We start from the raw sequence: 24,428 nt of genomic DNA, 5'->3' as shown, positions 1-24,428 counted from the left end.
CTGTTAGATCATTGTTAATTTTGTGCGGGGTTAATCGCATTTTTCCAGTGAATAACTCTGTAGGCTTTTCAGCGTTTTTTGGTCATAAGCTAATGTGATGACCCGTTTTACCTTATGGTTAATCGCCGGTTTCGGTGGTAAGTTCAGGTAAAAGAGAACGTTTGCGTCGGCATTCGGGAACGAGGCCGATACCGGGTTTCACGGTGAATTTTTCAACGAGGACAAGATGGCTCAACAGACTCCTTTGTACGAACAACACGTGTTATGCGGCGCCCGCATGGTGGACTTCCATGGCTGGATGATGCCGCTGCACTACGGCTCGCAGATTGATGAGCACCACGCGGTGCGCACCGATGCCGGTATGTTCGACGTGTCCCACATGACGATTGTCGATCTGCACGGTAGCCGCACCCGGGAGTTTTTGCGTTATCTGCTGGCAAACGACGTCGCCAAACTGAAGACGCCGGGTAAAGCGCTCTATACCGGCATGCTCAATGCCTCGGGCGGCGTGATTGACGACCTTATCGTCTACTACTTCACCGAAGATTTCTTCCGCCTCGTTGTAAACTCCGCCACCCGCGAAAAAGACCTCTCCTGGATCACCCAACACGCCGAACCCTACGCCGTCGACATCACCGTCCGTGACGATCTGTCGCTGATCGCCGTGCAGGGGCCGAACGCGCAGGCAAAAGCCGCGTCTCTGTTCAGCGACGAGCAGCGCACCGCCACCGAAGGCATGAAGCCGTTCTTCGGCGTGCAGGCGGGGGATCTGTTTATTGCCACCACCGGCTATACCGGTGAAGCGGGCTACGAAATTGCGATGCCGAACGAGAAAGCTGCCGATTTCTGGCGTGCGCTGGTAGAAGCGGGCGTGAAGCCTGCGGGCCTGGGCGCGCGCGATACGCTGCGTCTGGAAGCGGGGATGAATCTCTACGGTCAGGAAATGGATGAAGGCGTCTCTCCGCTGGCGGCCAACATGGGCTGGACCATCGCGTGGGAACCGGCTGACCGTGATTTTATTGGCCGTGAAGCGCTGGAGATGCAGCGCGAGAAGGGTACCGACCAGCTGGTTGGCCTGGTGATGAAGGAAAAAGGCGTGCTGCGCGGCGAGCTGCCGGTGCGCTTTACCGATGCTGACGGCAATCATCGCGAAGGCGTGATCACCAGCGGAACCTTCTCCCCGACGCTGGGCTACAGTATTGCACTGGCACGCGTGCCGGCAGGCATTGGCGACACGGCGGTAGTGCAAATCCGCAACCGCGAAATGCCGGTCCACGTGACCAAACCGATTTTTGTTCGCGCCGGTAAGCCGGTCGCCTAACTATTTTTATCAGGAGAACTTCAATGAGCAATGTGCCAGCAGAACTGAAATACAGCAAAGAACACGAGTGGCTGCGCAAAGAGGCGGACGGCACTTACACCGTAGGGATCACCGAGCACGCGCAGGAGCTGCTGGGCGACATGGTGTTTGTTGACCTGCCTGACGTGGGCACGACCGTTAGCGCGGGCGACGACTGCGCCGTGGCGGAGTCCGTAAAAGCGGCATCAGACATCTACGCACCGGTAAGCGGCGAGATTGTTGCGGTCAACGACGCGCTGAGCGATTCGCCAGAGCTGGTCAACAGCGAGCCGTATGAGGGCGGCTGGATCTTCAAGATCAAAGCCAGCGACGAATCGCAAGTTGCCGCGCTGCTGGATGCAACCGCGTACGAAGCACTACTGGAAGACGAATAACGTTGTGCCGGATGGCGCTGCGCTTATCCGGCTTACAGGGCCCGGTAAGCGGTAGCGCCACCGGGCAACAGCGTTACAGATAACTACGATTCACTGCACGTTTCAGGAACCATCGCTCATGACACAGACTTTAAGCCAGCTTGAAAACCGTGGCGCCTTCATTGAACGTCACATTGGGCCGGATGCTCAGCAACAGCAGGAGATGCTGAAGACGGTTGGCGCGGATTCATTAGACGCACTGATCGGCCAGATTGTGCCAAAAGACATCCAGCTTGCCACGCCGCCTCAGGTAGGGGAAGCCACCACGGAGTTCGCCGCGCTGGCGGAGCTGAAGGCTATTGCAGGCCTCAACAAGCGCTATAAGTCTTACATTGGCATGGGCTACACCAACGTGCAGTTACCGCCGGTTATCCTGCGCAACATGCTGGAAAACCCGGGCTGGTACACCGCTTACACCCCTTATCAGCCAGAAGTCTCCCAGGGGCGTCTGGAAGCGCTGCTGAACTTCCAGCAGGTGACGCTGGATCTGACCGGTATGGATATCGCTTCCGCCTCTCTGCTGGATGAAGCGACCGCCGCTGCCGAAGCGATGGCGATGGCAAAGCGCGTGAGCAAGCTGAAAAATGCTAACCGCTTCTTCGTGGCGGCGGACGTGCATCCCCAGACGCTGGACGTGGTGCGCACCCGTGCAGAAACCTTCGGCTTTGAGGTGATCGTCGACGACGCCGACAAAGTGCTGGATCACCAGGACGTCTTCGGCGTGCTGCTGCAGCAGGTGGGTACCACCGGCGAAGTTCACGACTACGGCGCGCTGATTGCCGAGCTGAAATCCCGCAAAGTGGTTGTCAGCGTTGCCGCCGATTTTATGGCGCTGGTGCTGCTGACGGCGCCGGGCAAACAGGGCGCGGATATTGTATTCGGCTCCGCGCAGCGCTTCGGCGTGCCGATGGGCTACGGCGGCCCGCACGCGGCGTTCTTCGGCGCGAAAGATGAATTCAAACGCTCCATGCCAGGCCGTATCATTGGCGTGTCAAAAGATGCTGCCGGTAATACCGCGTTGCGCATGGCGATGCAGACCCGCGAGCAGCATATCCGCCGCGAGAAAGCGAACTCCAACATCTGTACTTCCCAGGTACTGCTGGCAAACATCGCCAGCCTGTATGCGGTATTCCACGGTCCGGCTGGCCTGAAGCGCATTGCCAGCCGCATTCACCGCCTGGCCGATATTCTGGCCTGCGGCCTGCAGCAGAAGGGCCTCAAGCTGCGCCACGCGCACTACTTCGACACCCTGTGCGTTGAAGTGGCAGACAAAGCCGCCGTGCTGGCGCGCGCGAATGCAGCAGAAATCAACCTGCGCAGCGACATCCACAACGCGGTCGGCATTACGCTGGATGAAAGCACCACTCGCGACGATATCCTGAGCCTGTTCAGCGTGTTGCTGGGCGACGCACACGGTCTGGACGTTGATACGCTCGACAAAGAGGTCGCGCTCGACAGCCGCTCCATTCAGGAAAGCATGCTGCGCAATGACGCGATCCTGACTCACCCGGTGTTCAATCGCTATCATAGCGAAACCGAGATGATGCGCTATATGCACTCTCTGGAGCGCAAGGATCTGGCGCTGAACCAGGCGATGATCCCGCTGGGCTCCTGCACCATGAAGCTGAACGCCGCGGCAGAGATGATCCCGATTACCTGGCCTGAGTTCTCCGAACTGCACCCGTTCTGCCCGCCAGAACAGGCGGAAGGCTATCACATGATGATCAACCAGCTTTCAGACTGGCTGGTGAAGCTGACCGGTTACGACGCGCTCTGCATGCAGCCGAACTCCGGCGCGCAGGGTGAATACGCGGGCCTGCTGGCGATCCGTCACTATCACGAAAGCCGTAACGAAGGTCACCGCGATATCTGCCTGATCCCAAGCTCCGCCCACGGCACCAACCCGGCCTCAGCCCAGATGGCGGGCATGGAAGTGGTGGTGGTCGCGTGCGATAAGAACGGCAACATCGATTTGGCCGACCTGCGTGCGAAAGCCGAGCAGGCGGGCGACAAGCTCTCCTGCATCATGGTGACCTACCCGTCCACCCACGGCGTGTACGAAGAGACCATCCGTGAAGTGTGCGAAGTGGTGCACCAGTTTGGCGGTCAGGTATACCTCGACGGCGCGAACATGAACGCTCAGGTGGGCATTACCTCTCCGGGCTTTATCGGCGCGGACGTGTCGCACCTGAACCTGCATAAAACCTTCTGCATTCCGCACGGCGGTGGCGGCCCGGGCATGGGACCAATCGGCGTGAAAGCGCACCTGGCGCCGTTTGTGCCGGGCCACAGCGTGGTGCAGATTGAAGGCATGCTGACCCGTCAGGGCGCGGTCTCTGCGGCCCCGTTCGGTAGCGCATCAATCCTGCCAATCAGCTGGATGTACATCCGCATGATGGGCGCGGAAGGGCTGAAGCAGGCGAGCCAGGTGGCTATTCTGAACGCCAACTACATTGCGACTCGCCTGAAGTCTGCCTTCCCGGTGCTCTATACCGGCCGCGACGGTCGCGTGGCGCACGAGTGCATTCTGGATATTCGTCCGCTGAAAGAGCAGACCGGCATCAGCGAGCTGGATATCGCCAAGCGTCTGATCGACTACGGCTTCCACGCGCCAACCATGTCGTTCCCGGTTGCGGGGACGCTGATGGTGGAGCCGACCGAGTCTGAAAGCAAAGCCGAGCTGGACCGCTTTATCGACGCGATGTTGGCCATCCGCATGGAGATCGACCGCGTGCAGGACGGCGAATGGACGCTGGAAGATAACCCGCTGGTCAACGCCCCGCATACCCAGCACGAGATGGTGGCAGAGTGGAACCACGGTTACTCCCGCGAGCTGGCGGTCTTCCCGGCAGGCGTGGCAAACAAATACTGGCCGACCGTGAAGCGTCTTGATGACGTTTACGGCGACCGTAATCTGTTCTGCTCCTGCGTGCCGATGAGCGAATACCAGTAATTATTTGCCATACTGTAGGCCGGGTAAGCGTAAGCGCCACCCGGCTTTTTTTTATCTGGAGGTTGTGAATGGCAATTGCACTGGTCACCGGCGCGAGCCGGGGCATTGGGAAAGCCACTGCGCTGCAGCTGGCGCGCGAAGGCTACACCGTGGCGGTGAACTATCACCACAACATTAAAGCCGCGACGGACGTGATTAAACAGATCGTTGAGGCCGGCGGTAAAGCGTTTGCCGTGCGTGCGGACATCAGCGATGAAGCTCAGGTGCTGGCGATGTTTGACAGCATCGATCGTGAAGGTGAGCCGCTTCGCGCGCTGGTCAATAATGCAGGCATTCTGTTTGAGCAATCCACCATCGAGAATCTATCCGCAGAGCGCATTAACCGCGTGCTGGCGACCAACGTCACGGGCTATTTTCTCTGCTGTCGTGAAGCGGTGAAACGCATGTCCATCAAGCATGGCGGCAAGGGCGGGGCGATTGTGAATGTCTCTTCCGCCGCGTCTCGTCTGGGCGCGCCGGGTGAGTATGTCGATTACGCTGCTTCCAAAGGCGCGGTAGATTCGCTGACAACCGGGCTATCGCTGGAGGTGGCGGCGCAGGGCATTCGCGTGAACTGCGTGCGGCCTGGGCTGATTTATACCGATATCCATGCTTCCGGCGGAGAGCCGGGGCGAGTGGATCGTGTGAAATCGTTACTGCCGATGCAGCGCGGCGGCCAGCCGGAAGAGGTGGCGCAGGCGATTGTCTGGCTGCTGAGCGAGAAGGCGTCTTACGTGACGGGCAGTTTTATCGAGCTGGCTGGCGGGAAGTAAACCCCTCATGCTAACCCTCTCCCCAAAGGGGAGAGGGGATCAAGCGTAATGGCGCCCAGCGTTAAAGTTTCTCGCCGTTGCTGGCAATCACGCCTTTATACCACTCGAAGCTCTTCTTACGGGAGCGCGACATGTCGCCCGTGCCGTCGTCGTGCTTGTTGACGTAGATAAAGCCGTAGCGCTTGCTGTACTGACCGGTGGTGAACGACACGCAGTCGATGCAGCCCCACGGCGTATAGCCCATCAGATCCACGCCATCATGCGTGACGGCTTTGATCATCTCTTCCACGTGGGCACGCAGATAGTCGATGCGATAGTCATCGTTGATGCTGCCGTCTTCTTCCACCTTATCGTAGGCGCCGAAGCCGTTTTCAACGATAAACAGCGGCTTCTGGTAACGCTCGTAAAGTTCGCACAGGGAATAACGCAGGCCCACCGGGTCAATCTGCCAGCCCCAGTCGGACGCCTTCACGTGCGGGTTCGGCACGCTGCCTTCAAAGCCGGAAATGGCGTCACCTGTGCCGCCTTCCGCCTTCACCGCGTTGGTCATGTAGTAGCTGAAGCCTAAGTAGTCGCAGGTACCTTCACGCAGGATCTGCTCGTCGCCCGCCTCCATTTTGATGGAAAAGCCGCGGCGCTCCCACTCGTTCAGCACGTAGGACGGGTAGTAACCACGCAGTTGGACGTCGGTAAAGACATAGCGCTCGCGCATGGATTCCTGGGCGAACATCACGTCTTCCGGCTTGCAGGAGAACGGATAGAGCGCCACCATCGCCAGCATGCAGCCGACTTTCATCTCCGGGTTGATGCGGCGCGCGGCTTTCACCGCCAGGGCGCTGGCCACAAACTGGTGGTGCAGCACCTGGTACATGGTCTCTTCCGGGTTGTCATGTTCGGTGTAGACCACGCCCGAGCAGCAGTAGCCGAACAGCGGGGCGCGCCAGTTTCGCTGGTTGTTGATTTCGTTGAAGGTCATCCAGTATTTGACCTTGTGCTTGTAGCGCTCAAACACCACTTCCGCGAAGCGCACGAAGAAATCGACCACTTTGCGGTTGGTCCAGCTACCGTACTCCTGCACCAGGTGCAGCGGCATTTCGAAGTGGGAGAGGGTGATCACCGGTTCGATGTTGTACTTCAGCAGCTCATCGAACATGTCGTCGTAAAACTTCAGCCCTTCTTCGTTTGGCTGCGTTTCGTCACCTTTCGGGAAGATGCGCGTCCAGGCGATAGAGGTACGGAAACACTTGAAGCCCATCTCGGCAAATAGCTTGATGTCTTCTTTATAGTGGCCGTGGAAGTCGATGGCTTCGTGGTTTGGGTAGTATTTACCCGGCACCACCTCCTGCGTGATTTCGCGCGGCACGCCGTGTGCGCCGCCGGTCAGCACGTCGCAAATGCTTGGCCCTTTGCCGCCTTTGTTCCAGCCGCCTTCAACCTGATGAGCGGCAACCGCGCCGCCCCATAAAAAATCTTTCGGTAAGGTTATTTTTTTCATCGCTGCTATTCTCAATAAATGGCTTATTGGCATTGAGTCTAGCAAAGCGAAATTGAATGTCACGATATAACAATTTGCGAAAATTGTGATTTGTCACATCGAAAAAACAGGGTGTTTTATTCCGTCAATTTCTTCGCCAGCTTGCGTCCGAGAGATTCCAGAATATAGATAACGGGAATTTGCGTGGTGATATCGTAGACGCCGCCAATTCGCGTCTGGGGAACGTGCCAGGAGAGATTAAAGTCCGCCAGTTTTGCCAGACGCGAGTGCTCGTGGCTGGTGATAGAGAGCACCTTGCAGTGATGCAGGCTGAACTGGCTGGCGAAGCGCAGGATCTCCTCGGTTTCGCCCGAGACGGAGAGCACAATCGCCAGCGCATTTTTCGCCATATCATTGGTAACCGGGAAATAAGGGTCATCAATATGATTACTGAATTTACCAATATTTGAAAAGAAGCGTGCGCCATATTTGGCCAAAGAGCCTGACGTGCCCGCCCCGACAAATATAATTCGCTCGGAAGACAAAATGATATTTACCGCGTCATTTAATAGCGCGTCGAACTCTTCATTATTCACGCTTTTAAAGAAGCTGATAATTTCGCTGGCGCCGAAATTCGCCTGCTGGGGCTCGTTCTGCTCAAGATAGAGCTTAAAGCGCACGCGAAATTCAGAATACCCTTCGCAGTTGAGCTTGCGGCAAAAGCGCAGGATAGTGGTGGTTGAGACGCCGGCCGCATCCGCCAGCTCGCGGATGGTCATGTACATCACTTTGTCCCGGTTTTTGATGACATAGTTGTAGACCATCATTTCCAGGTTATTGAGACTGGCAATGGCGGAGTGGGTGAACATACTCACAGTGGCAAAACTCTCATTCAGACCTCATTTATCCATCATATCATGCAGCCAGACGGCAGGAGCCAATTTTATGCCATTGATTAGTAACGCTTAAATTTTTATGTGAACAAATGTCAGGTGAATTATTTATTTATGTATTTGATTTTTATTGTAAAAATTTACTTTAAAATTATTTTAGCTAACAGGTGTTCACTGGAATCATTCTCAGTTAGCATAGTCATGCGATGAATAATCATCTTAGTTTTCCCGGAGTTTAGTATGGCGAGCAGACCATTAATCGCACAGGGATATTCGCTGGCTGAGGAAGTAGCCAACAGCATCAGCCACGGCATTGGCCTGGTGTTTGGGATTGTCGGTTTAGTGTTATTGCTGGTACAGGCGGTGGATACCAATGCCAGCGCGATGGCCATTACCAGCTATAGCCTGTATGGCGGAAGTATGATCCTGCTGTTCCTGGCCTCGACGCTCTATCACGCGATTCCGCATCAGCGGGCCAAAATATGGCTTAAGAAATTTGACCACTGCGCTATCTATCTGCTGATTGCGGGTACCTATACGCCTTTCCTGCTGGTGGGGCTAAACTCACCGCTGTCGCGCGGCCTGATGATTGTTATCTGGAGCCTGGCGCTGCTGGGGATCCTGTTTAAGCTGACCATTGCGCACCGGTTTAAAGTGTTGTCGCTGGTCACCTATCTGACGATGGGCTGGCTGTCGCTGATTGTGGTGTATCAGCTGGCGATTAAGCTGGCGGTCGGCGGGGTAACGCTGCTGGCGGTGGGCGGTGTGGTCTACTCGCTGGGGGTTATTTTCTACGTCTGCAAGCGCATTCCATACAACCATGCCATCTGGCACGGCTTTGTGCTGGGCGGCAGCGTGTGCCACTTTTTGGCGATTTATTTGTACGTGGGGCAGGTTTAGTTTGTTGTCGGGTGGCGGCTTCGCCTTACCCGACCTGGATTTGCACCCGTAGGCCCGGTAAGCGCAGCGCCACCGGGCGATAGAGCATCACTCTTCCAGTGAATACGGTAGCGGCTCAATACTCAACGTATTCGCGTCGTCGCGCACGCGGAACACGCTGTCCGCTTCCATGTCGTTGTTCATTACAGCCTGTACCAAAAGACGGCCATCGTCCAGCTGGACTGCGGCTAACACGGTACCGGTGCGGCGCCAGTTGTCGCCCATCTTCAGTTCTAAGTCTTCACCTGCTTCCGGTACGCGGCTGGCATGGCCTGCCAGTGTCCACAACGCGCGTTTGTTTGCCCCACGGAATTTTGCACGCGCGACCATTTCCTGGCCGGTGTAGCAGCCTTTTTTAAAGCTGATGCCCCCCAGCGCCTGCAGGTTAGTTGCCTGAGGAATAAACTGCGCGCTGTTGGCTGCGTCAATTACAGGCAGACCCGCTTCGATGTTCAGCGCCAGCCACTGCTGGCTGTTGTTGAGCTGCGCTTCGCCGCGCAGCGCCTCGGTCACGCGTTCGGCTGTTGCGGCATCCGTGACTAACAGGAAGCGCTCTGCCGGGTGTTCAAACCACAGGATGGAAGTTGCGCCCTCGCTGACCACCTGTTTTTCTGCATCCGGCAGTTCAGCAAACAGGTTTTTCAGCGCCGCACGCGCCTGGAAGCCCGCCACGCCCAGCAGAACATGTTCATCGTCCGGGGCGATGGTGACTTTGGAAAAGACCGCGTATTTTTTCAGTTCTTTGAGCTGCGCATCGCGCAGGCTGCGGCGCTCAATAAAGGCAAAACCGTCCTGACGGCGGAAGAGACGCAGGTTGCTCCACATTTTGCCCTTAGGATCGCAGTGCGCGGCCAGCAGATGCTGGTGTTCAGTCAACTGCGCAACATCCGCAGTCACCTGACCCTGCAGGTATTTTTCGGCGTCGGCGCCGGAGAGGGTTGCCAGCGCCCAGTCATCAAGAGAAATAAGCGTCAGCGGCAGACGCGCAGAGGCGGCGGGCTGGCGAGGAGAAAATGGTGTAAAGGCCATAACGGTATCCTGAATTGCTTAACGCTTTGATAATGCCTAATGGTAAAAGAGCCTGCAGGCATTGCAAGCGCTTTCAGCAGACCATTTGTGCCATAAACGGGTTATGCGTAGCGCTACGCAAAATAGTGTAATCCGCTGTCTATGTAGGGATTATTCTGGAATCCAGCTCGTCAAACGCAATATTCCAGTAATGAAACGGTCAAAAACACGTTACACTAGCTGGTGTCCCCGTAGAGAAATTAAGAACAGCAAACGGGGTACCGACTGTGCCAAACGTAATGCAGGAAACTGAACATGGATATTAACAACAAGGCCCGTATTCACTGGGCATGCCGTCGCGGAATGCGTGAACTTGATATTTCCATCATGCCTTTCTTCGAATATGAGTACGACAGCTTAAGCGATGATGATAAGCGTCTGTTTGTTCGCCTGCTTGAGTCTGACGATCCGGATTTATTCAACTGGCTGATGAACCACGGCAAACCCGCCGACACCGAGTTGCAACGGATGGTGCAATTAATTCAAACACGGAATCGGGAACGTGGTCCTGTGGCAATCTGATCTTCGCGTCTCGTGGCGCTCGCAGTGGATGTCTTTATTGCTCCACGGCCTGGTTGCGGCCATCGTTTTACTCATGCCGTGGCCGCTCAGCTATACGCCGCTGTGGCTGCTATTACTTTCGTTTGTTGTTTTTGACAGCGTACGCAGCCAGCGTCGCATTAACGCGCGTCAGGGCGAGATTAAGCTGCTAATGGATTCCCGCCTGCGCTGGCAGGGAAAAGAGTGGGATATTCTCGGTGTGCCCTGGATGCTTAACGCCGGGATGATGTTACGGTTACGCAAAGTGGGGGGCGGACGTTGCCAGCACCTGTGGCTGGCGGCGGACAGTATGGACGCATCAGAATGGCGGGATCTGCGCCGGATGTTGCTGCAACAGCCGACGCAGGAGTAACGCGCGTTAGCTGAATTTTTCTGCCATTTCGCCGAGGATCTGCTCGCACCAGGCCTGCAGGCGCTCGTCGCTGAGATCGTACTGATTGGTTTCATCCAGCGCGAGCCCGACAAACAGCTCGCCGTCGGCAATAATCGGCTTTTTACTGGTGAATTCATACCCTTCGGTTGGCCAGTAGCCGATAAACGCCGCCCCTTTTGGTGCCAGCTTATCGTGCAGCATGCCGAGTGCGTCCAGGAACCATTCGCCGTAGCCTAACTGGTCACCCATGCCGTACATCGCAATAATTTTACCGTCGAAATTGACAGAATCGAGCTGATCCCAGATGGCTTCCCAGTCTTCCTGTATCTCACCAAAGTCCCAGGTTGGGATGCCCAGAATCAGCACATCGTACTGCTCCATCAAGGCGACCGCGTCATCTTTCAGGTTATGCAACGTCACCAGTTCCGGGCCAATGATGTCGCGAATTTTCTCCGCCGCCATTTCGGTGTAGCAGGTGCTGGAACCATAGAACAGACCAATATTCATCGCGTAACTATCTCAATTCTTGCTATGACTTTGCGCGTAGTGTACCAGAAACCGGTCGCAATCAGGCATAATGGCCTGACTGCAAAATCAAAGGGGCTGATGTGGAAAAGGATCTCGCACTCGTTGAACAGTTTCTCGACGCGCTGTGGCTGGAGAAAAATCTGGCCGAGAATACCCTCAGTGCCTACCGGCGCGATCTCACCATGCTGGTCGAGTGGCTGGCGCGTCGGGAGCTATCGCTTGCGAGCGCGCAAAGCGACGACCTGCAGGCGCTGCTCGCTGAACGCGTAGAAGGAGGGTACAAAGCCACCAGCTCTGCACGCTTGCTCAGCGCAATGCGTCGGCTTTTCCAGCATCTTTATCGGGAGAAGATTCGCGAAGACGATCCCAGCGCGCTGCTGGCATCCCCGAAACTCCCGCAGCGGCTGCCGAAAGATCTCAGCGAAGCACAAGTTGAGAGATTATTACAGTCACCGGCTGTTGACCTGCCGCTGGAGTTACGCGATAAAGCCATGCTTGAGCTATTGTATGCTACCGGCTTGCGCGTTTCGGAACTGGTTGGCCTGACGATGAGCGACATCAGCCTGCGTCAGGGCGTGGTGCGCGTCATCGGTAAAGGAAACAAGGAAAGGCTGGTTCCGCTGGGAGAAGAGGCGGTTTACTGGCTGGAGACGTATCTTGAGCATGGCCGCCCCTGGCTGCTCAATGGCGCGTCTATCGACGTCCTGTTTCCGAGCCAGCGCGCGCAGCAGATGACGCGACAAACGTTCTGGCATCGCATCAAGCATTACGCCACACTGGCGGGTATCGACAGTGAAAAGCTTTCGCCGCACGTATTGCGTCACGCCTTCGCGACGCATCTGTTAAACCACGGCGCAGATTTACGCGTGGTGCAGATGCTGCTGGGACACAGCGATCTTTCAACGACGCAAATTTACACCCATGTCGCGACGGAACGCCTGCGGCAGCTACACCAACAGCACCACCCTCGTGCGTGAGTGCCGACAAATTGTAACAGGATCAATTATGAAAAAGTCTTTTGTGCTGTTCACCCTGCTGGCAGCCTCATTTACCGGCTTCGCCCATGCGGATGACGCCGCCATCAAACAGTCTCTGGCTAAGCTTGGCGTCACCAGTAGCGACATCCAGCCTGCGCCGGTTGCCGGTATGAAAACCGTACTGACCAACAGCGGCGTGCTGTACGTCACCGAAGACGGCAAACACTTTATTCAGGGACCGCTGTACGACGTGAGCGGCGCGCAGCCGGTGAACGTCACCAACCAGCTGCTGATGAAAAATCTGAACGCGCTCGAAAAAGAGATGATCGTCTATAAAGCGGCGCAGGAAAAACATGTGATTACCGTCTTCACCGACATCACCTGTGGCTACTGCCACAAGCTGCATGAACAGATGAAGGACTATAACGCGCTGGGCATTACCGTGCGTTACCTGGCCTTCCCGCGCGCAGGCGTACAGAGCCAGCCAGAGCAGGACATGAAAGCGATCTGGTGTTCCAAAGACCGCAACAAAGCGTTTGATGACGCGATGAACGGTAAAGACGTTAAGCCTGCCTCCTGCGACATCGACATTGCTAACCACTATGCGCTGGGCGTGCAGTTTGGCGTGAGCGGTACGCCAGCGATTGTCCTGAGTAACGGCTATGTTGTTCCGGGCTATCAGGGACCGAAAGAGATGAAAGAGTTTCTCGACGCGCACCAGAAACAGTTTGGTGGTAAATAATTCGCGTGAAAGCCCCCATCAAATTGCGCCGCCGCGAGGCGGTTGAACACGTTGATTTACCGGACGATCTCCCGCCGCTGCTAAAGCGCCTCTACGCCAGCCGCGGCGTGCGTCGCGCAGAGGATCTTGAGCGCAGCGTGAAAGGGATGCTGCCCTGGCAGCAGCTGAACGGTATCGAGAAAGCTACCGAAATGCTCTACAACGCGCTTCGTGAGGGAACGCGCATTGTGGTGGTAGGGGATTTCGACGCCGACGGCGCAACCAGCACCGCCCTGAGCGTGCTCAGCCTGCGCGCGCTGGGCTGCGATAACGTCACCTATCTGGTGCCGAACCGCTTTGAAGACGGCTATGGCCTCAGCCCGGAGGTGGTCGATCAGGCCCATGCCCGCGGTGCGCAGATGATCATGACCGTCGACAACGGGATCTCCTCCCATGCGGGCGTCGATCATGCTCACGCTTTGGGGATCCCGGTGCTGGTCACCGATCATCACCTGCCCGGCGATACGCTCCCCGCAGCAGAAGCGATTATTAACCCCAACCTGCGCGACTGCGATTTCCCGTCGAAATCCCTCGCCGGCGTGGGCGTGGCGTTTTATCTGATGCTGGCGTTGCGTACTCTCTTACGCGATAAGGGCTGGTTCGAATCCCGCGGCATTGCCGTTCCAAACCTGGCCGAATACCTCGACCTGGTGGCGCTGGGCACCGTGGCGGACGTGGTACCTCTTGATGCCAATAACCGCATTTTGACCTGGCAGGGCTTAAGCCGTATTCGCGCGGGCAAGTGCCGTCCCGGAATTAAGGCGCTGCTGGAGATTGCCAACCGCGATCCGCTTAAGCTGGCGGCAAGCGACCTGGGCTTTGCCCTCGGGCCGCGTCTGAACGCTGCCGGAAGGCTGGACGATATGTCCGTCGGCGTGGCGCTGCTGCTGTGCGACAACATCGGCGAAGCGCGCGTGCTGGCCAACGAGCTGGACGCCCTGAACCAGACCCGTAAAGAGATTGAGCAGGGGATGCAGGCCGAAGCGCTGACCCTGTGCGAAAAACTTGAGCGCAGCGGCGATACGCTGCCGGGCGGGCTGGCGATGTACCACCCCGAGTGGCATCAGGGCGTGGTCGGTATTCTGGCGTCGCGCATTAAAGAGCGCTTCCACCGCCCGGTGATTGCGTTTGCGCCCGCGGGTGACGGCACGCTGAAAGGCTCTGGCCGTTCGATTCAGGGGCTGCACATGCGCGATGCGCTGGAGCGTCTGGATACGCTTTATCCCGGTCTGATGATTAAGTTTGGCGGTCACGCGATGGCGGCAGGCTTGTCGCTGGAAGAGGCTAAGTTCGACGAATTCCAGCGCCTGTTCGGCGAGCTGGTCACCGACTGGATTGACCCGGCCCTGCTGCAGGGTGAAGTGGTGTCCGATGGCGAGCTTTCACCGCTTGAGATGACGATGGACGTGGCGCAGATGCTGCGCGATGCCGGTCCATGGGGGCAGATGTTCCCGGAACCGCTGTTCGACGGGCGATTCCGCCTGCTGCAGCAGCGTATCGTTGGCGAACGCCACCTGAAAGTGATGGTTGAGCCGGTGGGCGGCGGACCGCTGCTGGACGGCATCGCCTTCAACGTTGACACCTCCATCTGGCCGGACAACGGCGTGCGCGAGGTCGAGCTGGCGTACAAACTGGATATCAACGAGTTTCGCGGTAACCGCACCCTTCAGATCATCATCGACAATATCTGGCCAATTTAGCGGCAGTAATCTCTATAAAAAAGGGCGTGGATTCGGTACAATCCCGCTCTTATCACCGCATTTTGACAAGTCCATAAAAGAAAACAGACCATGTTTGAAATTAATCCGGTAAAAAACCGTATTCAGGACCTCACGGAGCGCTCTGACGTTCTTAGGGGGTATCTTTGACTACGATGCCAAGAAAGAGCGTCTTGAAGAAGTAAACGCCGAGCTGGAACAGCCGGACGTCTGGAACGAACCTGAACGCGCACAGGCGCTGGGTAAAGAGCGTTCCTCTCTCGAAGCTATCGTAGATACGCTGGATCAAATGGCTCAGGGGCTGGAAGATGTTTCCGGTTTGCTGGAGCTGGCCGTCGAAGCCGACGACGAAGAAACCTTTAACGAAGCCGTGGCAGAACTCGACGGGCTGGAAGAGAAGCTGGCACAGCTGGAATTCCGTCGCATGTTCTCCGGCGAATACGACAGCGCCGACTGCTATCTCGATATTCAGGCAGGTTCTGGCGGTACCGAAGCGCAGGACTGGGCCAGCATGCTGACGCGTATGTATCTGCGTTGGGCGGAAGCGCGCGGCTTCAAAACCGAAATTATCGAAGAGTCTGAAGGTGAAGTGGCCGGTATTAAATCCGTCACTATCAAGATCATTGGCGACTACGCCTATGGCTGGCTGCGTACCGAAACCGGCGTTCACCGCCTGGTGCGTAAGAGCCCGTTCGACTCCGGTGGCCGTCGTCATACCTCCTTCAGCTCTGCGTTTGTTTACCCGGAAGTTGACGAAGATATCGATATCGAAATTAACCCGGCGGACCTGCGTATTGACGTTTACCGTGCGTCCGGCGCGGGTGGTCAGCACGTTAACCGTACGGAATCTGCGGTGCGTATTACCCACATTCCAACCGGGCTGGTAACACAGTGCCAGAACGACCGTTCCCAGCATAAGAACAAAGACCAGGCCATGAAGCAGATGAAAGCGAAGCTTTATGAGCTGGAGATGCAGAAGAAAAATGCTGAGAAACAGGCGATGGAAGACAACAAGTCCGACATCGGTTGGGGCAGCCAGATCCGTTCTTACGTCCTTGATGACTCCCGCATCAAAGACCTGCGTACCGGGGTTGAAACCCGCAACACGCAGGCGGTGCTGGACGGCAGCCTGGACCAATTTATCGAAGCAAGTTTGAAAGCAGGGTTATGAGGAACCAACATGTCTGAACAACAAGCACAGGGCGCTGACGCGGTAGTCGATCTTAACAACGAACTGAAAACCCGCCGCGAGAAGCTGGCAGCGCTGCGCGAGCAGGGCGTGCCGTTCCCGAATGATTTTCGTCGTGACCACACCTCAGACCAACTGCACGCTGACTTCGACGGTAAAGAGAACGAAGAGCTGGAAGCGCTGAACGTCGAAGTGGCCGTTGCGGGCCGTATGATGACCCGTCGTATCATGGGCAAAGCCTCCTTCGTGACCTTGCAGGACGTTGGTGGCCGTATTCAGCTGTACGTTTCCCGTGACGACCTGCCGGAAGGCATCTACAACGAGCAGTTCAAAAAGTGGGACCTGGGCGATATCCTGGGCGCGAAAGGTAAACTGTTTAAAACCAAAACCGGTGAACTGTCTATCCACTGCACCGAGCTGCGTCTGCTGACCAAAGCCCTGCGCCCGCTGCCGGACAAGTTCCACGGCCTGCAGGATCAGGAAGCGCGCTATCGTCAGCGTTACCTGGATCTCATCTCTAACGATGAATCCCGCAAGACCTTCAAAATTCGCTCCCAGATCATGGCCGGTATTCGCCAGTTCATGGTCAACCGCGACTTTATGGAAGTGGAAACCCCGATGATGCAGGTGATCCCTGGCGGCGCGTCTGCGCGTCCGTTCATCACCCATCACAACGCCCTGGACCTGGACATGTACCTGCGTATCGCGCCGGAACTGTACCTGAAGCGTCTGGTGGTCGGTGGTTTCGACCGCGTGTTCGAAATCAACCGTAACTTCCGTAACGAAGGTATCTCCGTTCGCCATAACCCAGAGTTCACCATGATGGAACTCTATATGGCGTACGCGGACTACAAAGATCTGATCGAGCTGACCGAATCCCTGTTCCGTACCCTGGCGCAGGACATTCTGGGCACCACGCAGGTTCCTTACGGTGAAGAAGTCTTCGACTTCGGCAAGCCGTTCGAAAAACTGACCATGCGCGAAGCGATCAAGAAATACCGTCCGGAAACCAACATGGCGGATCTGGATAACTTCGACTCTGCGAAGGCCATCGCTGAAAGCATCGGCATCAAGGTTGAGAAGAGCTGGGGTCTGGGCCGTATCGTGACCGAGATCTTCGAAGAAGTGGCAGAAGCGCACCTGATTCAGCCGACCTTCATTACCGAATACCCGGCGGAAGTCTCTCCGCTGGCGCGTCGTAATGACGAGAACCCGGAAATCACCGACCGTTTCGAATTCTTCATCGGCGGCCGTGAAATCGGTAACGGCTTTAGCGAGCTGAACGATGCGGAAGACCAGGCGCAGCGTTTCCAGGATCAGGTTGACGCGAAAGCAGCAGGCGACGACGAAGCGATGTTCTTCGATGAAGACTATGTGACCGCGCTGGAGCACGGCCTGCCGCCAACCGCAGGTCTGGGTATTGGTATCGACCGTATGGTGATGCTGTTCACCAACAGCCACACCATTCGTGACGTGATCCTGTTCCCGGCAATGCGCCCGGTGAAATAAGGCGTTATGTTGCTAAAAAAGCCCCGAAAGGGGCTTTTTTATTGCGCCGCGAACGCTCTCAGCGCGTCTCGCGCGACCGTTGCTTCCTGCACCATCCACGGGCTAAAGCTCCATGGGGCGGCGTCCAGCGCGCGGAATAACGACTCCAGCGTCACCCATTCAAATGCCATCACTTCATCATGGTTAATTCGCAGTTCGCTGGTGACGCGGGCAGCGAAGACCGGGCAAATCTCGTTTTCCACGATCCCGGAAGGATCCGTTTCGCGGTAGCGGAATTCTGAGGCGACAGGCGTAATCGCGGTAATTTCTGCGCCAATCTCATCGCGGCAGCGACGGATAATTGCCTCTTCCGTCCGTTCACCAGATTGAGGGTGACCGCAGACGGAGTTCGTCCAGACGCCCGGCCAGGCTTTTTTACTTAGTGCGCGCCGGGTTACCAGACACTCGCCTTCGGCGTTAAACAGCCAGGATGAGAACGCCAGATGCAGCGGGGTTTGGGCAGTATGCGCGGCGTATTTTTCCTGAGTGCCAATCACCATTCCCTGGTCATTAACCAAAATAACGTGTTCTTGAATACTCATTCATGCTCCAGTGCCAACGATGCGGATGGTTCTGCACCATCAACAGGGAGCATTATACGGCAATCTTATACGAACGGTTTGTTTCCAGGAGCGGAAAAGGGCTGACCCATATCTCTCCGGGCTGGTATCATAGTGCGCCATTCACGCTGACCGAGGATCTGTTTTGTTTGCAGGAAGCCTGACGAGAAACCCCATCATCGCCATCTTTTGCCTGACGCTGACGCTATTCCTGGCTGGCTGTTCAGGAAGCAAATCGTCGGATATGGGTAGCTATTCCGGTTCGGTCTATACCGTTAAGCGCGGGGATACGCTGTACCGGATTTCGCGCGCAACGGGGACCAGCGTGAAGGATCTGGCGCGCCTGAATAACATCTCTCCGCCGTACACCATCGAAGTGGGGCAAAAGCTCAAGGTGAACGGCAGTTCATCCTCGGGCAAAAAATCCTCATCGAAAGGCAAAACCGCCAAAGTGACGCCGTCCTATCAGGTACCGCAATCGTCATGGCCGCCGGTTGGACAGCGCTGCTGGATTTGGCCTGCCAGCGGTAAAGTGGTCGCCCCTTACTCACTCTCTGAGGGTGGCAACAAGGGTATTGATATCGCCGCTGCGCGCGGTACGCCGGTTTATGCCTCCGGGGCAGGGAAGGTGGTTTACGTCGGTAACCAACTGCGCGGCTACGGTAACCTCATCATGATTAAGCATGGCGAAGATTACATCACCGCCTACGCGCATAACGACACGATGCTGGTTAACAACGGGCAGAACGTGAAGGCGGGGCAGAAGATAGCCACCATGGGCAGCACCGGTACCGATTCGGTGAAGCTGCACTTCCAGATCCGCTATAAGGCGACGGCCATCGATCCGCAGCGTTACCTTCCTGCGCCCGGCAGCAAACCGAAGTGCTAAGTGATTATTTAATCGCCGGTTAGTTGTGAAGAGGCTTGTATGAAGGTGCGTAAGGTCTATAATGCCTTACGCACCTCAAAGCGGGCGTAGTTCAATGGTAGAACGAGAGCTTCCCAAGCTCTATACGAGGGTTCGATTCCCTTCGCCCGCTCCAATCTCTTGATAAATCAACAAGTTATGATTTATCAGTTAGTTACGTTTCCCCGCGTTAGCAGGTACAACTTAAACTACCCATTGTTCTACGCCCGCACCGGTCGCGTGATTGGTCTGTGGTACAAGGGAGCATATCATCACGCTGGCGGTGGTTCCTGGATCTTACCGCGACAGCACAACAACGAACAAAAAGCCGCATACCTGGCATAACTCCCGAACAGATTGATCACACGCATTTAAGCCCGATGTGTGACCCTATGAGCCACGTAAACAGGTGAATAGTGGAAACGTACCTGCACACGAAATTCAGGCTCTGCCAGCGCTTCGCTCATGCTCCGAAAGGTACACGAGCACCCTGATAAGGTGTGATCCCTCTGATAATCTTATTTGGTCACTGGTGACTTTCGCAAAGCGAAACCAACTAGGTTGGCTTGATGCAGTCGCTATGCTCCGCTTGTTGCTTGTACCACTAACGGGGCTTTATGGCCGCTATTGTCTAAAATTGCTAATAAAGACCTTAATACGGCTTATAGCTATCAACTTGAAAGACATCTCTTTTTTCGGTCTTTGGATCAACCTCAATGATTGCCCTCATTCCTGTATCAATCCAGAGCTTAGTCACAACATATAAATCTTTCGTGCAACTAAAACCGTCTGCATTGTAGGCATTCCCTTCCTGATCAATGCCTTTGGATGAACTTTTAAAGGTACATTTTATTTGCTTGTCGAGCCGAGAGTAAGTCACTTGACCTGCATAGTATGTCAAAGACCTGCCACCATCTTTCGTTACGACTTTATATCCGTTAGCAAAAGCGAGACTAGGGAGAAGGCACAGTACAGCCAATACTATGTTTTTCATTCTCTGACTTACCTCATTTCTTCTCACAGTTGCGCATCTTATAGAAGAACCCTGTATTTGCATCTTCTACAATGAACCTATCGCCAAAGGTTGGACGGCGAATGAAGGTCACGCCACCTTTTTCGGCTTTTTGTTTTAATCCATCATCAGTGTTTTCCAGTTCAGGGGAATACAACTGATCACCATTGGGCATTTGGACGATGAAGTTATTTTCATTATCAAGAACAGTCGAGGCTCTCGACAGAATTTTGGTAGCTGTGTCTTGGCTGGATATGCGAATGTCACAAATATATTTTCCAGGTCCCTGATCTTCTTCTGCGAGTATAGGTAAGGAGAATAACGAAAGCGCGATTATGAGAGCTTTTTTCATGGGAGGCCTTAGGATGTTAACAAAAGTAACATTTTACAGAGGGAATGGATAAGAGCAAATAAGGCGTTATGAATGGGGGGATCTCAAACCGTAAAAGTCAATCTTATAAAAACTTGGGGCGGTCTATTCCGTAAAAAGGAAGGGGCATGAAGCCCCTTCGTCAACATTAACCAGCGCGACGGTAAGATTCACGCACACCATCACGATAACCATCAGCGAACGCTGCTTGAGGACTTTTGTGGCGAACGGTTCCCGCTTGGCTATCAGGTAAGGCGGCTAAGTCTACCCAAACTTGCCCTGTGCGAGCCAAGCCTGCACGGTAACCCTGATCGTAAGCGCAGCCGCAACATTTATGGCGACCTTCACCACCTTGATCGTGAGGTAAGCTGATGAAAAGAGTATTGTAACGGTGTGACAGTTTACAAATGGTCATGCAATGCTCCTTATGAGCGTCATTTTATGGTTTACATGATCCTCTTTGCCAGGCACAATCAAGCCGTCAGAAATGAAGGCAAGGCTAAGATTCATACGGGTTTGGCGACTCGTATTGGTCATGCTTTGTAAGCCGGGTTCATGCAAATGAATCCGGTTTTTTTTATGCCTAAAATTCAGGCGCAGCACTACATGTGGGGGTGGTCAATCAATGGCGGCCCCACATAGTCGATATTTTAGAGATGATTCTTTTGTGCACAAGGGTTTATTTTGACGTTAAGTTAAGGCTGTGAAAGGGTAAAAAAGGCTAAGTCCTCGTACCGTAAGGCCTGGAAGACATGTCAATAATTAAGAAAAAAAATTCAAAATTTGATCGAGTGCTGATTTCTTCAACATGATTTTGAGTATGTGGATTCATGTTACTGGTAACCATGAGATAAACACACGATTGAGTATTCGTCTCTGGTGCTGAAAATAATCAGTCACGGAACTGTTGGTGATCTGCTAGACCGCCAGCCCAGGCCCTCCGCAAAATGCGTTGATCTTCACCAAATATCTTAGGGATGTTTCATCCAGCTATGTGCTTAACCTTTCCGTGCTAAGCTTCACCAGCATGAGAAAACTTGCTGTTACAAGGTTTTTCTCTGCTTAATTTTTGCTCCATTTAACATATGATAGATTGCATGCACTCATAATACACAACAGAAAAGGCCGCATCCTGCAGCCTTTCCTCTCACACTCACCCTTTCGGGAACACCCAAACATGCTTCTCCGGCAGTGAAAGATGGCAGTGCTGCGGATCCCGAACCTCATGCCCGTACGCGCGAATGACAAAATCATCTCCCGGCGTGCGGAACAGGTACTCCCAGCGGTCGCCAAGATACATGCTGGTGAGCAGCGGCAGTTCAAGCTGATTTTCCCCTGGCCCCTCAACCACCGCCACGCGTTCGACCCGGATCACCGCCGTAGCGTCATTACCGCTCTGTACCCCTTCACCGGCCTGGCCCCACAGCACCCAGCCTTTCCCTTCGATACGCGCTCTGCCGTCGCGCACTTCGGTGACCTTGCCGTGCAGGCGGTTGTTGCTGCCCATAAACTCGGCGGTAAACAGCGTTTTCGGCGAGCCGTACATCTCCTGCGGCGTGCCCTGTTGCTCAATTTTGCCGTTGTTAAGCAGCAGGATGCGGTCGGATATGGACATCGCTTCGTTCTGGTCGTGCGTCACCATCAGCGCGGATAACCCGAGCTTGATAATCAGCTCGCGCAGGAACACGCGGGCCTCTTCGCGCAGCTTGGCGTCGAGGTTGGAAAGCGGCTCGTCCAGCAAAATCACCGGTGGGTTGTACACCAGCGCCCGGCCAATCGCCACGCGCTGCTGTTGCCCGCCGGAGAGCTGGTGCGGGTGACGTTTGCCAAGATGGCCCAGACCCAGCTGGTCCAGCACGTCTTGTACGCGCTGCTGGATCTCTTTGGCCGGAACTTTACGCAGTTTGAGCGGATAGGCCACGTTCTCAAACACGGTTTTGTGCGGCCACAGGGCATAGGACTGGAACACCAGCCCCAGGTTACGCTCTTCTGCCGGGATCTCACTGCGCGGCGTGCCGTCGTAAACTTTATTGTTGCCAATGACAATCGACCCCTGCGTCGGTTTTTCCAGACCCGCGACGGCACGCAGCAGGGTGGTTTTACCGCTGCCGGAGGGGCCTAACAGGGAGACTACTTCGCCGCGCTTCAGGTTCATGGAGACACCTTTTAAAACAGGATTGTCGCCGTAGGTTAAGTGCAGATCGTCAACCGCTAATTCAATCATGTATTTTCACTCCGAAACGAAGGGCAATGCCCAGACCTACCACGACCAGCAGGATGTTAATGAAAGAGAGCGCCGCCACGATATCAATGGCACCCGCGGCCCAGAGGGAAACCAGCATTGAACCGATGGTCTCCGTGCCGGGGGAAAGCAGATACACACCCGTTGAGTATTCGCGCTCAAAGATCAGAAACATCAGCAGCCACGAACCAATAAGACCGTAGCGGGAGAGGGGAATGGTCACATGACGGGTGATCTGCCCGCGCGTCGCCCCGTTGCTGCGCGCGGCTTCTTCAAGCTCTGGCCCCACCTGCAGCAGCGTGGAAGAGATAAGCCTCAGCCCGTAAGCCATCCACACCACGGTATAGGCCAGCCAGACGCTGAAAATGGTGCTGCGCAGCGAACGCAGCCAGACGATGACGTTCTCGCGCATCCAGTCGGTCCAGGCGAACCCGGAAAGCCAGCCGGATTTCAGCGAGTTGTCCAGCCACATCGGCAGGAACAGGAACACCCACAGGAACGCCAGACCGGCAAGCAGGCCAGGCACGGCGCGCGGCACCAGCACGCTGTAGTCCAGGAAGCGCGTGGTGTTATCCGGTTTACGGTGCATCGCAATCCCGACGAACAGGTAGCACGCCACGGCCAGCGCGCCGCCAATCACCCCAATTGCCATGGAGTTGACGATGGCGCGCAGCAGGTTGGGCTGTGCCCAGATGGTGCGGAAAGTGCTCAGCGAAAGCTCATCCCAAAGCGAAACGCCCACACCCCAGTTGGAGATAAACGCGCGCAGCACCACGCCGAGCAGCGGCACGCCGATGGTGACGGTGAGCCAGAAGGCAACCACCGCCCCGGCAACCCAGCGCCATTTGCCCAGCGGTAACGCGCGAGCCTGTGAGGCTTTCCCTTTCATCGTGACGAAGCGGTTGGCGGTGCGCATCAGACGGCGCTGGAGCATCACCAGCGGGATGGTGATGCAAATCAGCACCACGGCAACCGCCGCCATCAGGTGATATGACGGTGTGCCGAGCTTGTTCGTCAGCTGGTACAGGTAGGTTGCCAGCACCATATTGCCTTCCGGATCGCCGAGCACCAGCATCAGGCCAAACACTTCCAGCCCGAGGAAGAACAGCAGCACGATGGCGTACAGGATCGACGGGCGCACCATCGGCAGGCTGACCGAGGTCATCACCTGCAGCGGAGAGGCACCCGCAATGCGCGCGGCTTCTTCCACATCAGAGCCGACGCTGCGCAGCGCGGATGAAATATAGAGATAGGCATGCGGCACGTGCGTCAGGCCAGCAATGACCACGATGCTCGACATATCGTAGATGTTCCACGGCACAAAGCCGATCAGCGCCTGCGCCCACAGGGACAGAAAGCCCACGGGACCGGCAGCCACCACATAGCCAAAGCCGAGCACCATCGGCGATACGAAAATGGGGACCAGGATCAGCGGTTCAATCAGGCGGCGGCCGGGCAGGTCGGTGCGAACCATCAGAAACGCCAGCACGCCACCCAGCGGAATGGCGATGATGACCAGCCCGAAGGCGAGAATAAAACCGCTTCTCAGGGCCTTATAGAAATCAGGGTCGGTGAAGATAAAGCCAAATGATTCAAGGCTCCACTCTTTTGCCGGAGAAAAGAACGGAGCGGACAGGAAGCTCTGTATCACGATAAATGACAGCGGCGTGTAGATAACCAGAGCGGTTATCAGCACGACGATGCCGCGCGGCAGGCTTTGCCACTTTCTGCGTAATGTATTCATGGGGTA

General features: G+C 55.7%; 22 protein-coding genes and 1 tRNA gene. 14 read left to right on the top strand and 9 right to left on the bottom strand.

Annotated elements, in window-relative coordinates:
• The first annotated feature begins 226 nt into the window (after positions 1 to 226).
• The 4 genes from gcvT (at position 227) to ACMGGH_RS01290 (ending at position 5,538) form a co-directional block, all read left to right on the top strand.
• Positions 227 to 1,321 carry a glycine cleavage system aminomethyltransferase GcvT gene (gene gcvT / locus ACMGGH_RS01305; protein ID WP_232948830.1) on the top strand — a complete coding sequence of 365 codons (1,095 nt, stop codon included), beginning with the start codon at positions 227 to 229 and terminating at the stop codon, positions 1,319 to 1,321.
• A 23-nt stretch (positions 1,322 to 1,344) separates the two neighbouring features.
• Positions 1,345 to 1,734, top strand: a complete 390-nt coding sequence (gene gcvH, locus ACMGGH_RS01300; protein WP_008499718.1) for a glycine cleavage system protein GcvH — start codon at positions 1,345 to 1,347, stop codon at positions 1,732 to 1,734.
• A 118-nt stretch (positions 1,735 to 1,852) separates the two neighbouring features.
• The gene (gene gcvP, locus ACMGGH_RS01295) at positions 1,853 to 4,726 is read left to right on the top strand and encodes an aminomethyl-transferring glycine dehydrogenase (protein WP_028014328.1); all 2,874 of its coding nucleotides are present in this window, start codon (positions 1,853 to 1,855) and stop codon (positions 4,724 to 4,726) included.
• 68 nt (positions 4,727 to 4,794) lie between these two features.
• Complete coding sequence (locus ACMGGH_RS01290) at positions 4,795 to 5,538, top strand: SDR family oxidoreductase (RefSeq protein ID WP_151412614.1); 744 nt, start codon at positions 4,795 to 4,797, stop codon at positions 5,536 to 5,538.
• Positions 5,539 to 5,599: 61 nt separating this feature from the next.
• Here the strand turns inward: ACMGGH_RS01290 and bglA are convergent, their stop codons facing one another.
• Complete coding sequence (gene bglA / locus ACMGGH_RS01285; RefSeq protein WP_028014326.1) at positions 5,600 to 7,033, bottom strand: 6-phospho-beta-glucosidase BglA; 1,434 nt, start codon at positions 7,031 to 7,033, stop codon at positions 5,600 to 5,602.
• A 116-nt stretch (positions 7,034 to 7,149) separates the two neighbouring features.
• Complete coding sequence (locus tag ACMGGH_RS01280) at positions 7,150 to 7,881, bottom strand: MurR/RpiR family transcriptional regulator (protein WP_028014325.1); 732 nt, start codon at positions 7,879 to 7,881, stop codon at positions 7,150 to 7,152.
• 264 nt (positions 7,882 to 8,145) lie between these two features.
• On the opposite strand from ACMGGH_RS01280, the gene trhA reads away from it, so the two are divergent.
• Positions 8,146 to 8,805 carry a PAQR family membrane homeostasis protein TrhA gene (trhA, locus tag ACMGGH_RS01275; protein WP_023331242.1) on the top strand — a complete coding sequence of 220 codons (660 nt, stop codon included), beginning with the start codon at positions 8,146 to 8,148 and terminating at the stop codon, positions 8,803 to 8,805.
• 87 nt (positions 8,806 to 8,892) lie between these two features.
• Here the strand turns inward: trhA and ygfZ are convergent, their stop codons facing one another.
• Complete coding sequence (gene ygfZ, locus ACMGGH_RS01270) at positions 8,893 to 9,873, bottom strand: tRNA-modifying protein YgfZ (RefSeq protein WP_028014323.1); 981 nt, start codon at positions 9,871 to 9,873, stop codon at positions 8,893 to 8,895.
• Between the two features lie 294 nt (positions 9,874 to 10,167).
• Here ygfZ and sdhE point away from each other — a divergent pair, with 294 nt between their 5' ends.
• The gene (gene sdhE, locus ACMGGH_RS01265) at positions 10,168 to 10,434 is read left to right on the top strand and encodes an FAD assembly factor SdhE (RefSeq protein ID WP_010435322.1); all 267 of its coding nucleotides are present in this window, start codon (positions 10,168 to 10,170) and stop codon (positions 10,432 to 10,434) included.
• Positions 10,415 to 10,825, top strand: a complete 411-nt coding sequence (locus ACMGGH_RS01260) for a protein YgfX (protein ID WP_028014322.1) — start codon at positions 10,415 to 10,417, stop codon at positions 10,823 to 10,825. The genes sdhE and ACMGGH_RS01260 overlap by 20 nt, the downstream gene beginning before the upstream one ends.
• A gap of 6 nt (positions 10,826 to 10,831) precedes the next feature.
• Here the strand turns inward: ACMGGH_RS01260 and fldB are convergent, their stop codons facing one another.
• Positions 10,832 to 11,353, bottom strand: coding sequence for a flavodoxin FldB (fldB, locus tag ACMGGH_RS01255; protein ID WP_028014321.1), 522 nt, complete (start codon positions 11,351 to 11,353; stop codon positions 10,832 to 10,834).
• Between the two features lie 101 nt (positions 11,354 to 11,454).
• On the opposite strand from fldB, the gene xerD reads away from it, so the two are divergent.
• From xerD to lysS, 5 genes are all read left to right on the top strand, one after another.
• Positions 11,455 to 12,351: a site-specific tyrosine recombinase XerD gene (gene xerD / locus ACMGGH_RS01250; protein ID WP_028014320.1), complete on the top strand. Its 897-nt coding sequence runs from the start codon at positions 11,455 to 11,457 to the stop codon at positions 12,349 to 12,351.
• Positions 12,352 to 12,379: 28 nt separating this feature from the next.
• Positions 12,380 to 13,093, top strand: coding sequence for a bifunctional protein-disulfide isomerase/oxidoreductase DsbC (gene dsbC / locus ACMGGH_RS01245; RefSeq protein ID WP_232948831.1), 714 nt, complete (start codon positions 12,380 to 12,382; stop codon positions 13,091 to 13,093).
• Positions 13,094 to 13,098: 5 nt separating this feature from the next.
• Positions 13,099 to 14,832, top strand: a complete 1,734-nt coding sequence (gene recJ, locus ACMGGH_RS01240) for a single-stranded-DNA-specific exonuclease RecJ (RefSeq protein ID WP_232948832.1) — start codon at positions 13,099 to 13,101, stop codon at positions 14,830 to 14,832.
• A 90-nt stretch (positions 14,833 to 14,922) separates the two neighbouring features.
• Positions 14,923 to 16,021 (top strand): peptide chain release factor 2 gene (prfB, locus tag ACMGGH_RS01235; RefSeq protein ID WP_100170824.1). Its coding sequence is split into 2 segments (ribosomal slippage): positions 14,923 to 14,997 and positions 14,999 to 16,021, totalling 1,098 coding nucleotides; the frame shifts between segments, so codons are not numbered across the junction.
• A gap of 9 nt (positions 16,022 to 16,030) precedes the next feature.
• Positions 16,031 to 17,548 carry a lysine--tRNA ligase gene (gene lysS / locus ACMGGH_RS01230; RefSeq protein WP_061097156.1) on the top strand — a complete coding sequence of 506 codons (1,518 nt, stop codon included), beginning with the start codon at positions 16,031 to 16,033 and terminating at the stop codon, positions 17,546 to 17,548.
• 38 nt (positions 17,549 to 17,586) lie between these two features.
• Here the strand turns inward: lysS and idi are convergent, their stop codons facing one another.
• Entirely contained in the window at positions 17,587 to 18,129 is a 543-nt protein-coding gene (idi, locus tag ACMGGH_RS01225; RefSeq protein WP_041908358.1) for an isopentenyl-diphosphate Delta-isomerase, read from the bottom strand.
• Positions 18,130 to 18,292: 163 nt separating this feature from the next.
• Between idi and actS the strand changes: the two genes are divergently transcribed.
• Both actS and ACMGGH_RS01215 read left to right on the top strand, forming a co-directional pair.
• Complete coding sequence (gene actS, locus ACMGGH_RS01220) at positions 18,293 to 19,036, top strand: amidase activator ActS (RefSeq protein ID WP_041908359.1); 744 nt, start codon at positions 18,293 to 18,295, stop codon at positions 19,034 to 19,036.
• An 80-nt stretch (positions 19,037 to 19,116) separates the two neighbouring features.
• Positions 19,117 to 19,190, top strand: a tRNA-Gly gene (locus tag ACMGGH_RS01215).
• 516 nt (positions 19,191 to 19,706) lie between these two features.
• Here ACMGGH_RS01215 and ACMGGH_RS01210 read toward each other — a convergent pair.
• From ACMGGH_RS01210 to ACMGGH_RS01195, 4 genes are all read right to left on the bottom strand, one after another.
• Positions 19,707 to 20,048 carry a hypothetical protein gene (locus ACMGGH_RS01210; protein ID WP_044858681.1) on the bottom strand — a complete coding sequence of 114 codons (342 nt, stop codon included), beginning with the start codon at positions 20,046 to 20,048 and terminating at the stop codon, positions 19,707 to 19,709.
• Positions 20,049 to 20,061: 13 nt separating this feature from the next.
• On the bottom strand, positions 20,062 to 20,418 hold the full coding sequence (locus ACMGGH_RS01205; protein WP_064909925.1) for a hypothetical protein: 357 nt from the start codon (positions 20,416 to 20,418) through the stop codon (positions 20,062 to 20,064).
• A 1,171-nt stretch (positions 20,419 to 21,589) separates the two neighbouring features.
• A complete protein-coding gene (locus ACMGGH_RS01200; RefSeq protein WP_047367452.1) occupies positions 21,590 to 22,660 on the bottom strand; it encodes an ABC transporter ATP-binding protein in 1,071 nt (356 codons plus the stop codon).
• Positions 22,653 to 24,422, bottom strand: a complete 1,770-nt coding sequence (locus ACMGGH_RS01195) for an ABC transporter permease (protein WP_232948833.1) — start codon at positions 24,420 to 24,422, stop codon at positions 22,653 to 22,655. Before ACMGGH_RS01195 ends, ACMGGH_RS01200 begins: the two co-directional genes overlap by 8 nt.
• Positions 24,423 to 24,428 lie beyond the last annotated feature (6 nt).

Origin of the sequence: Enterobacter sp. BNK-16, assembly GCF_048684955.1 — a bacterium.
Classification (GTDB): domain Bacteria; phylum Pseudomonadota; class Gammaproteobacteria; order Enterobacterales; family Enterobacteriaceae; genus Enterobacter; species Enterobacter bugandensis.
The sequence above is the reverse complement of the archived record's forward strand: the minus strand, read 5'-3'. Positions and strand labels throughout refer to the sequence as shown.

Excerpts from the sequence above, each read along its gene's own strand:
- gcvT (WP_232948830.1), top strand. The coding sequence starts at position 227 with ATGGCTCAACAGACTCCTTTGTACGAACAACACGTGTTATGCGGCGCC.
- ACMGGH_RS01290 (WP_151412614.1), top strand. The coding sequence starts at position 4,795 with ATGGCAATTGCACTGGTCACCGGCGCGAGCCGGGGCATTGGGAAAGCC.
- gcvH (WP_008499718.1), top strand. The coding sequence starts at position 1,345 with ATGAGCAATGTGCCAGCAGAACTGAAATACAGCAAAGAACACGAGTGG.
- ACMGGH_RS01205 (WP_064909925.1), bottom strand. The coding sequence starts at position 20,418 with ATGAAAAAAGCTCTCATAATCGCGCTTTCGTTATTCTCCTTACCTATA.
- ACMGGH_RS01210 (WP_044858681.1), bottom strand. The coding sequence starts at position 20,048 with ATGAAAAACATAGTATTGGCTGTACTGTGCCTTCTCCCTAGTCTCGCT.
- dsbC (WP_232948831.1), top strand. The coding sequence starts at position 12,380 with ATGAAAAAGTCTTTTGTGCTGTTCACCCTGCTGGCAGCCTCATTTACC.
- fldB (WP_028014321.1), bottom strand. The coding sequence starts at position 11,353 with ATGAATATTGGTCTGTTCTATGGTTCCAGCACCTGCTACACCGAAATG.
- bglA (WP_028014326.1), bottom strand. The coding sequence starts at position 7,033 with ATGAAAAAAATAACCTTACCGAAAGATTTTTTATGGGGCGGCGCGGTT.
- ACMGGH_RS01195 (WP_232948833.1), bottom strand. The coding sequence starts at position 24,422 with ATGAATACATTACGCAGAAAGTGGCAAAGCCTGCCGCGCGGCATCGTC.
- trhA (WP_023331242.1), top strand. The coding sequence starts at position 8,146 with ATGGCGAGCAGACCATTAATCGCACAGGGATATTCGCTGGCTGAGGAA.
- ACMGGH_RS01200 (WP_047367452.1), bottom strand. The coding sequence starts at position 22,660 with ATGATTGAATTAGCGGTTGACGATCTGCACTTAACCTACGGCGACAAT.
- ygfZ (WP_028014323.1), bottom strand. The coding sequence starts at position 9,873 with ATGGCCTTTACACCATTTTCTCCTCGCCAGCCCGCCGCCTCTGCGCGT.
- lysS (WP_061097156.1), top strand. The coding sequence starts at position 16,031 with ATGTCTGAACAACAAGCACAGGGCGCTGACGCGGTAGTCGATCTTAAC.
- sdhE (WP_010435322.1), top strand. The coding sequence starts at position 10,168 with ATGGATATTAACAACAAGGCCCGTATTCACTGGGCATGCCGTCGCGGA.
- gcvP (WP_028014328.1), top strand. The coding sequence starts at position 1,853 with ATGACACAGACTTTAAGCCAGCTTGAAAACCGTGGCGCCTTCATTGAA.
- idi (WP_041908358.1), bottom strand. The coding sequence starts at position 18,129 with ATGAGTATTCAAGAACACGTTATTTTGGTTAATGACCAGGGAATGGTG.
- ACMGGH_RS01280 (WP_028014325.1), bottom strand. The coding sequence starts at position 7,881 with ATGTTCACCCACTCCGCCATTGCCAGTCTCAATAACCTGGAAATGATG.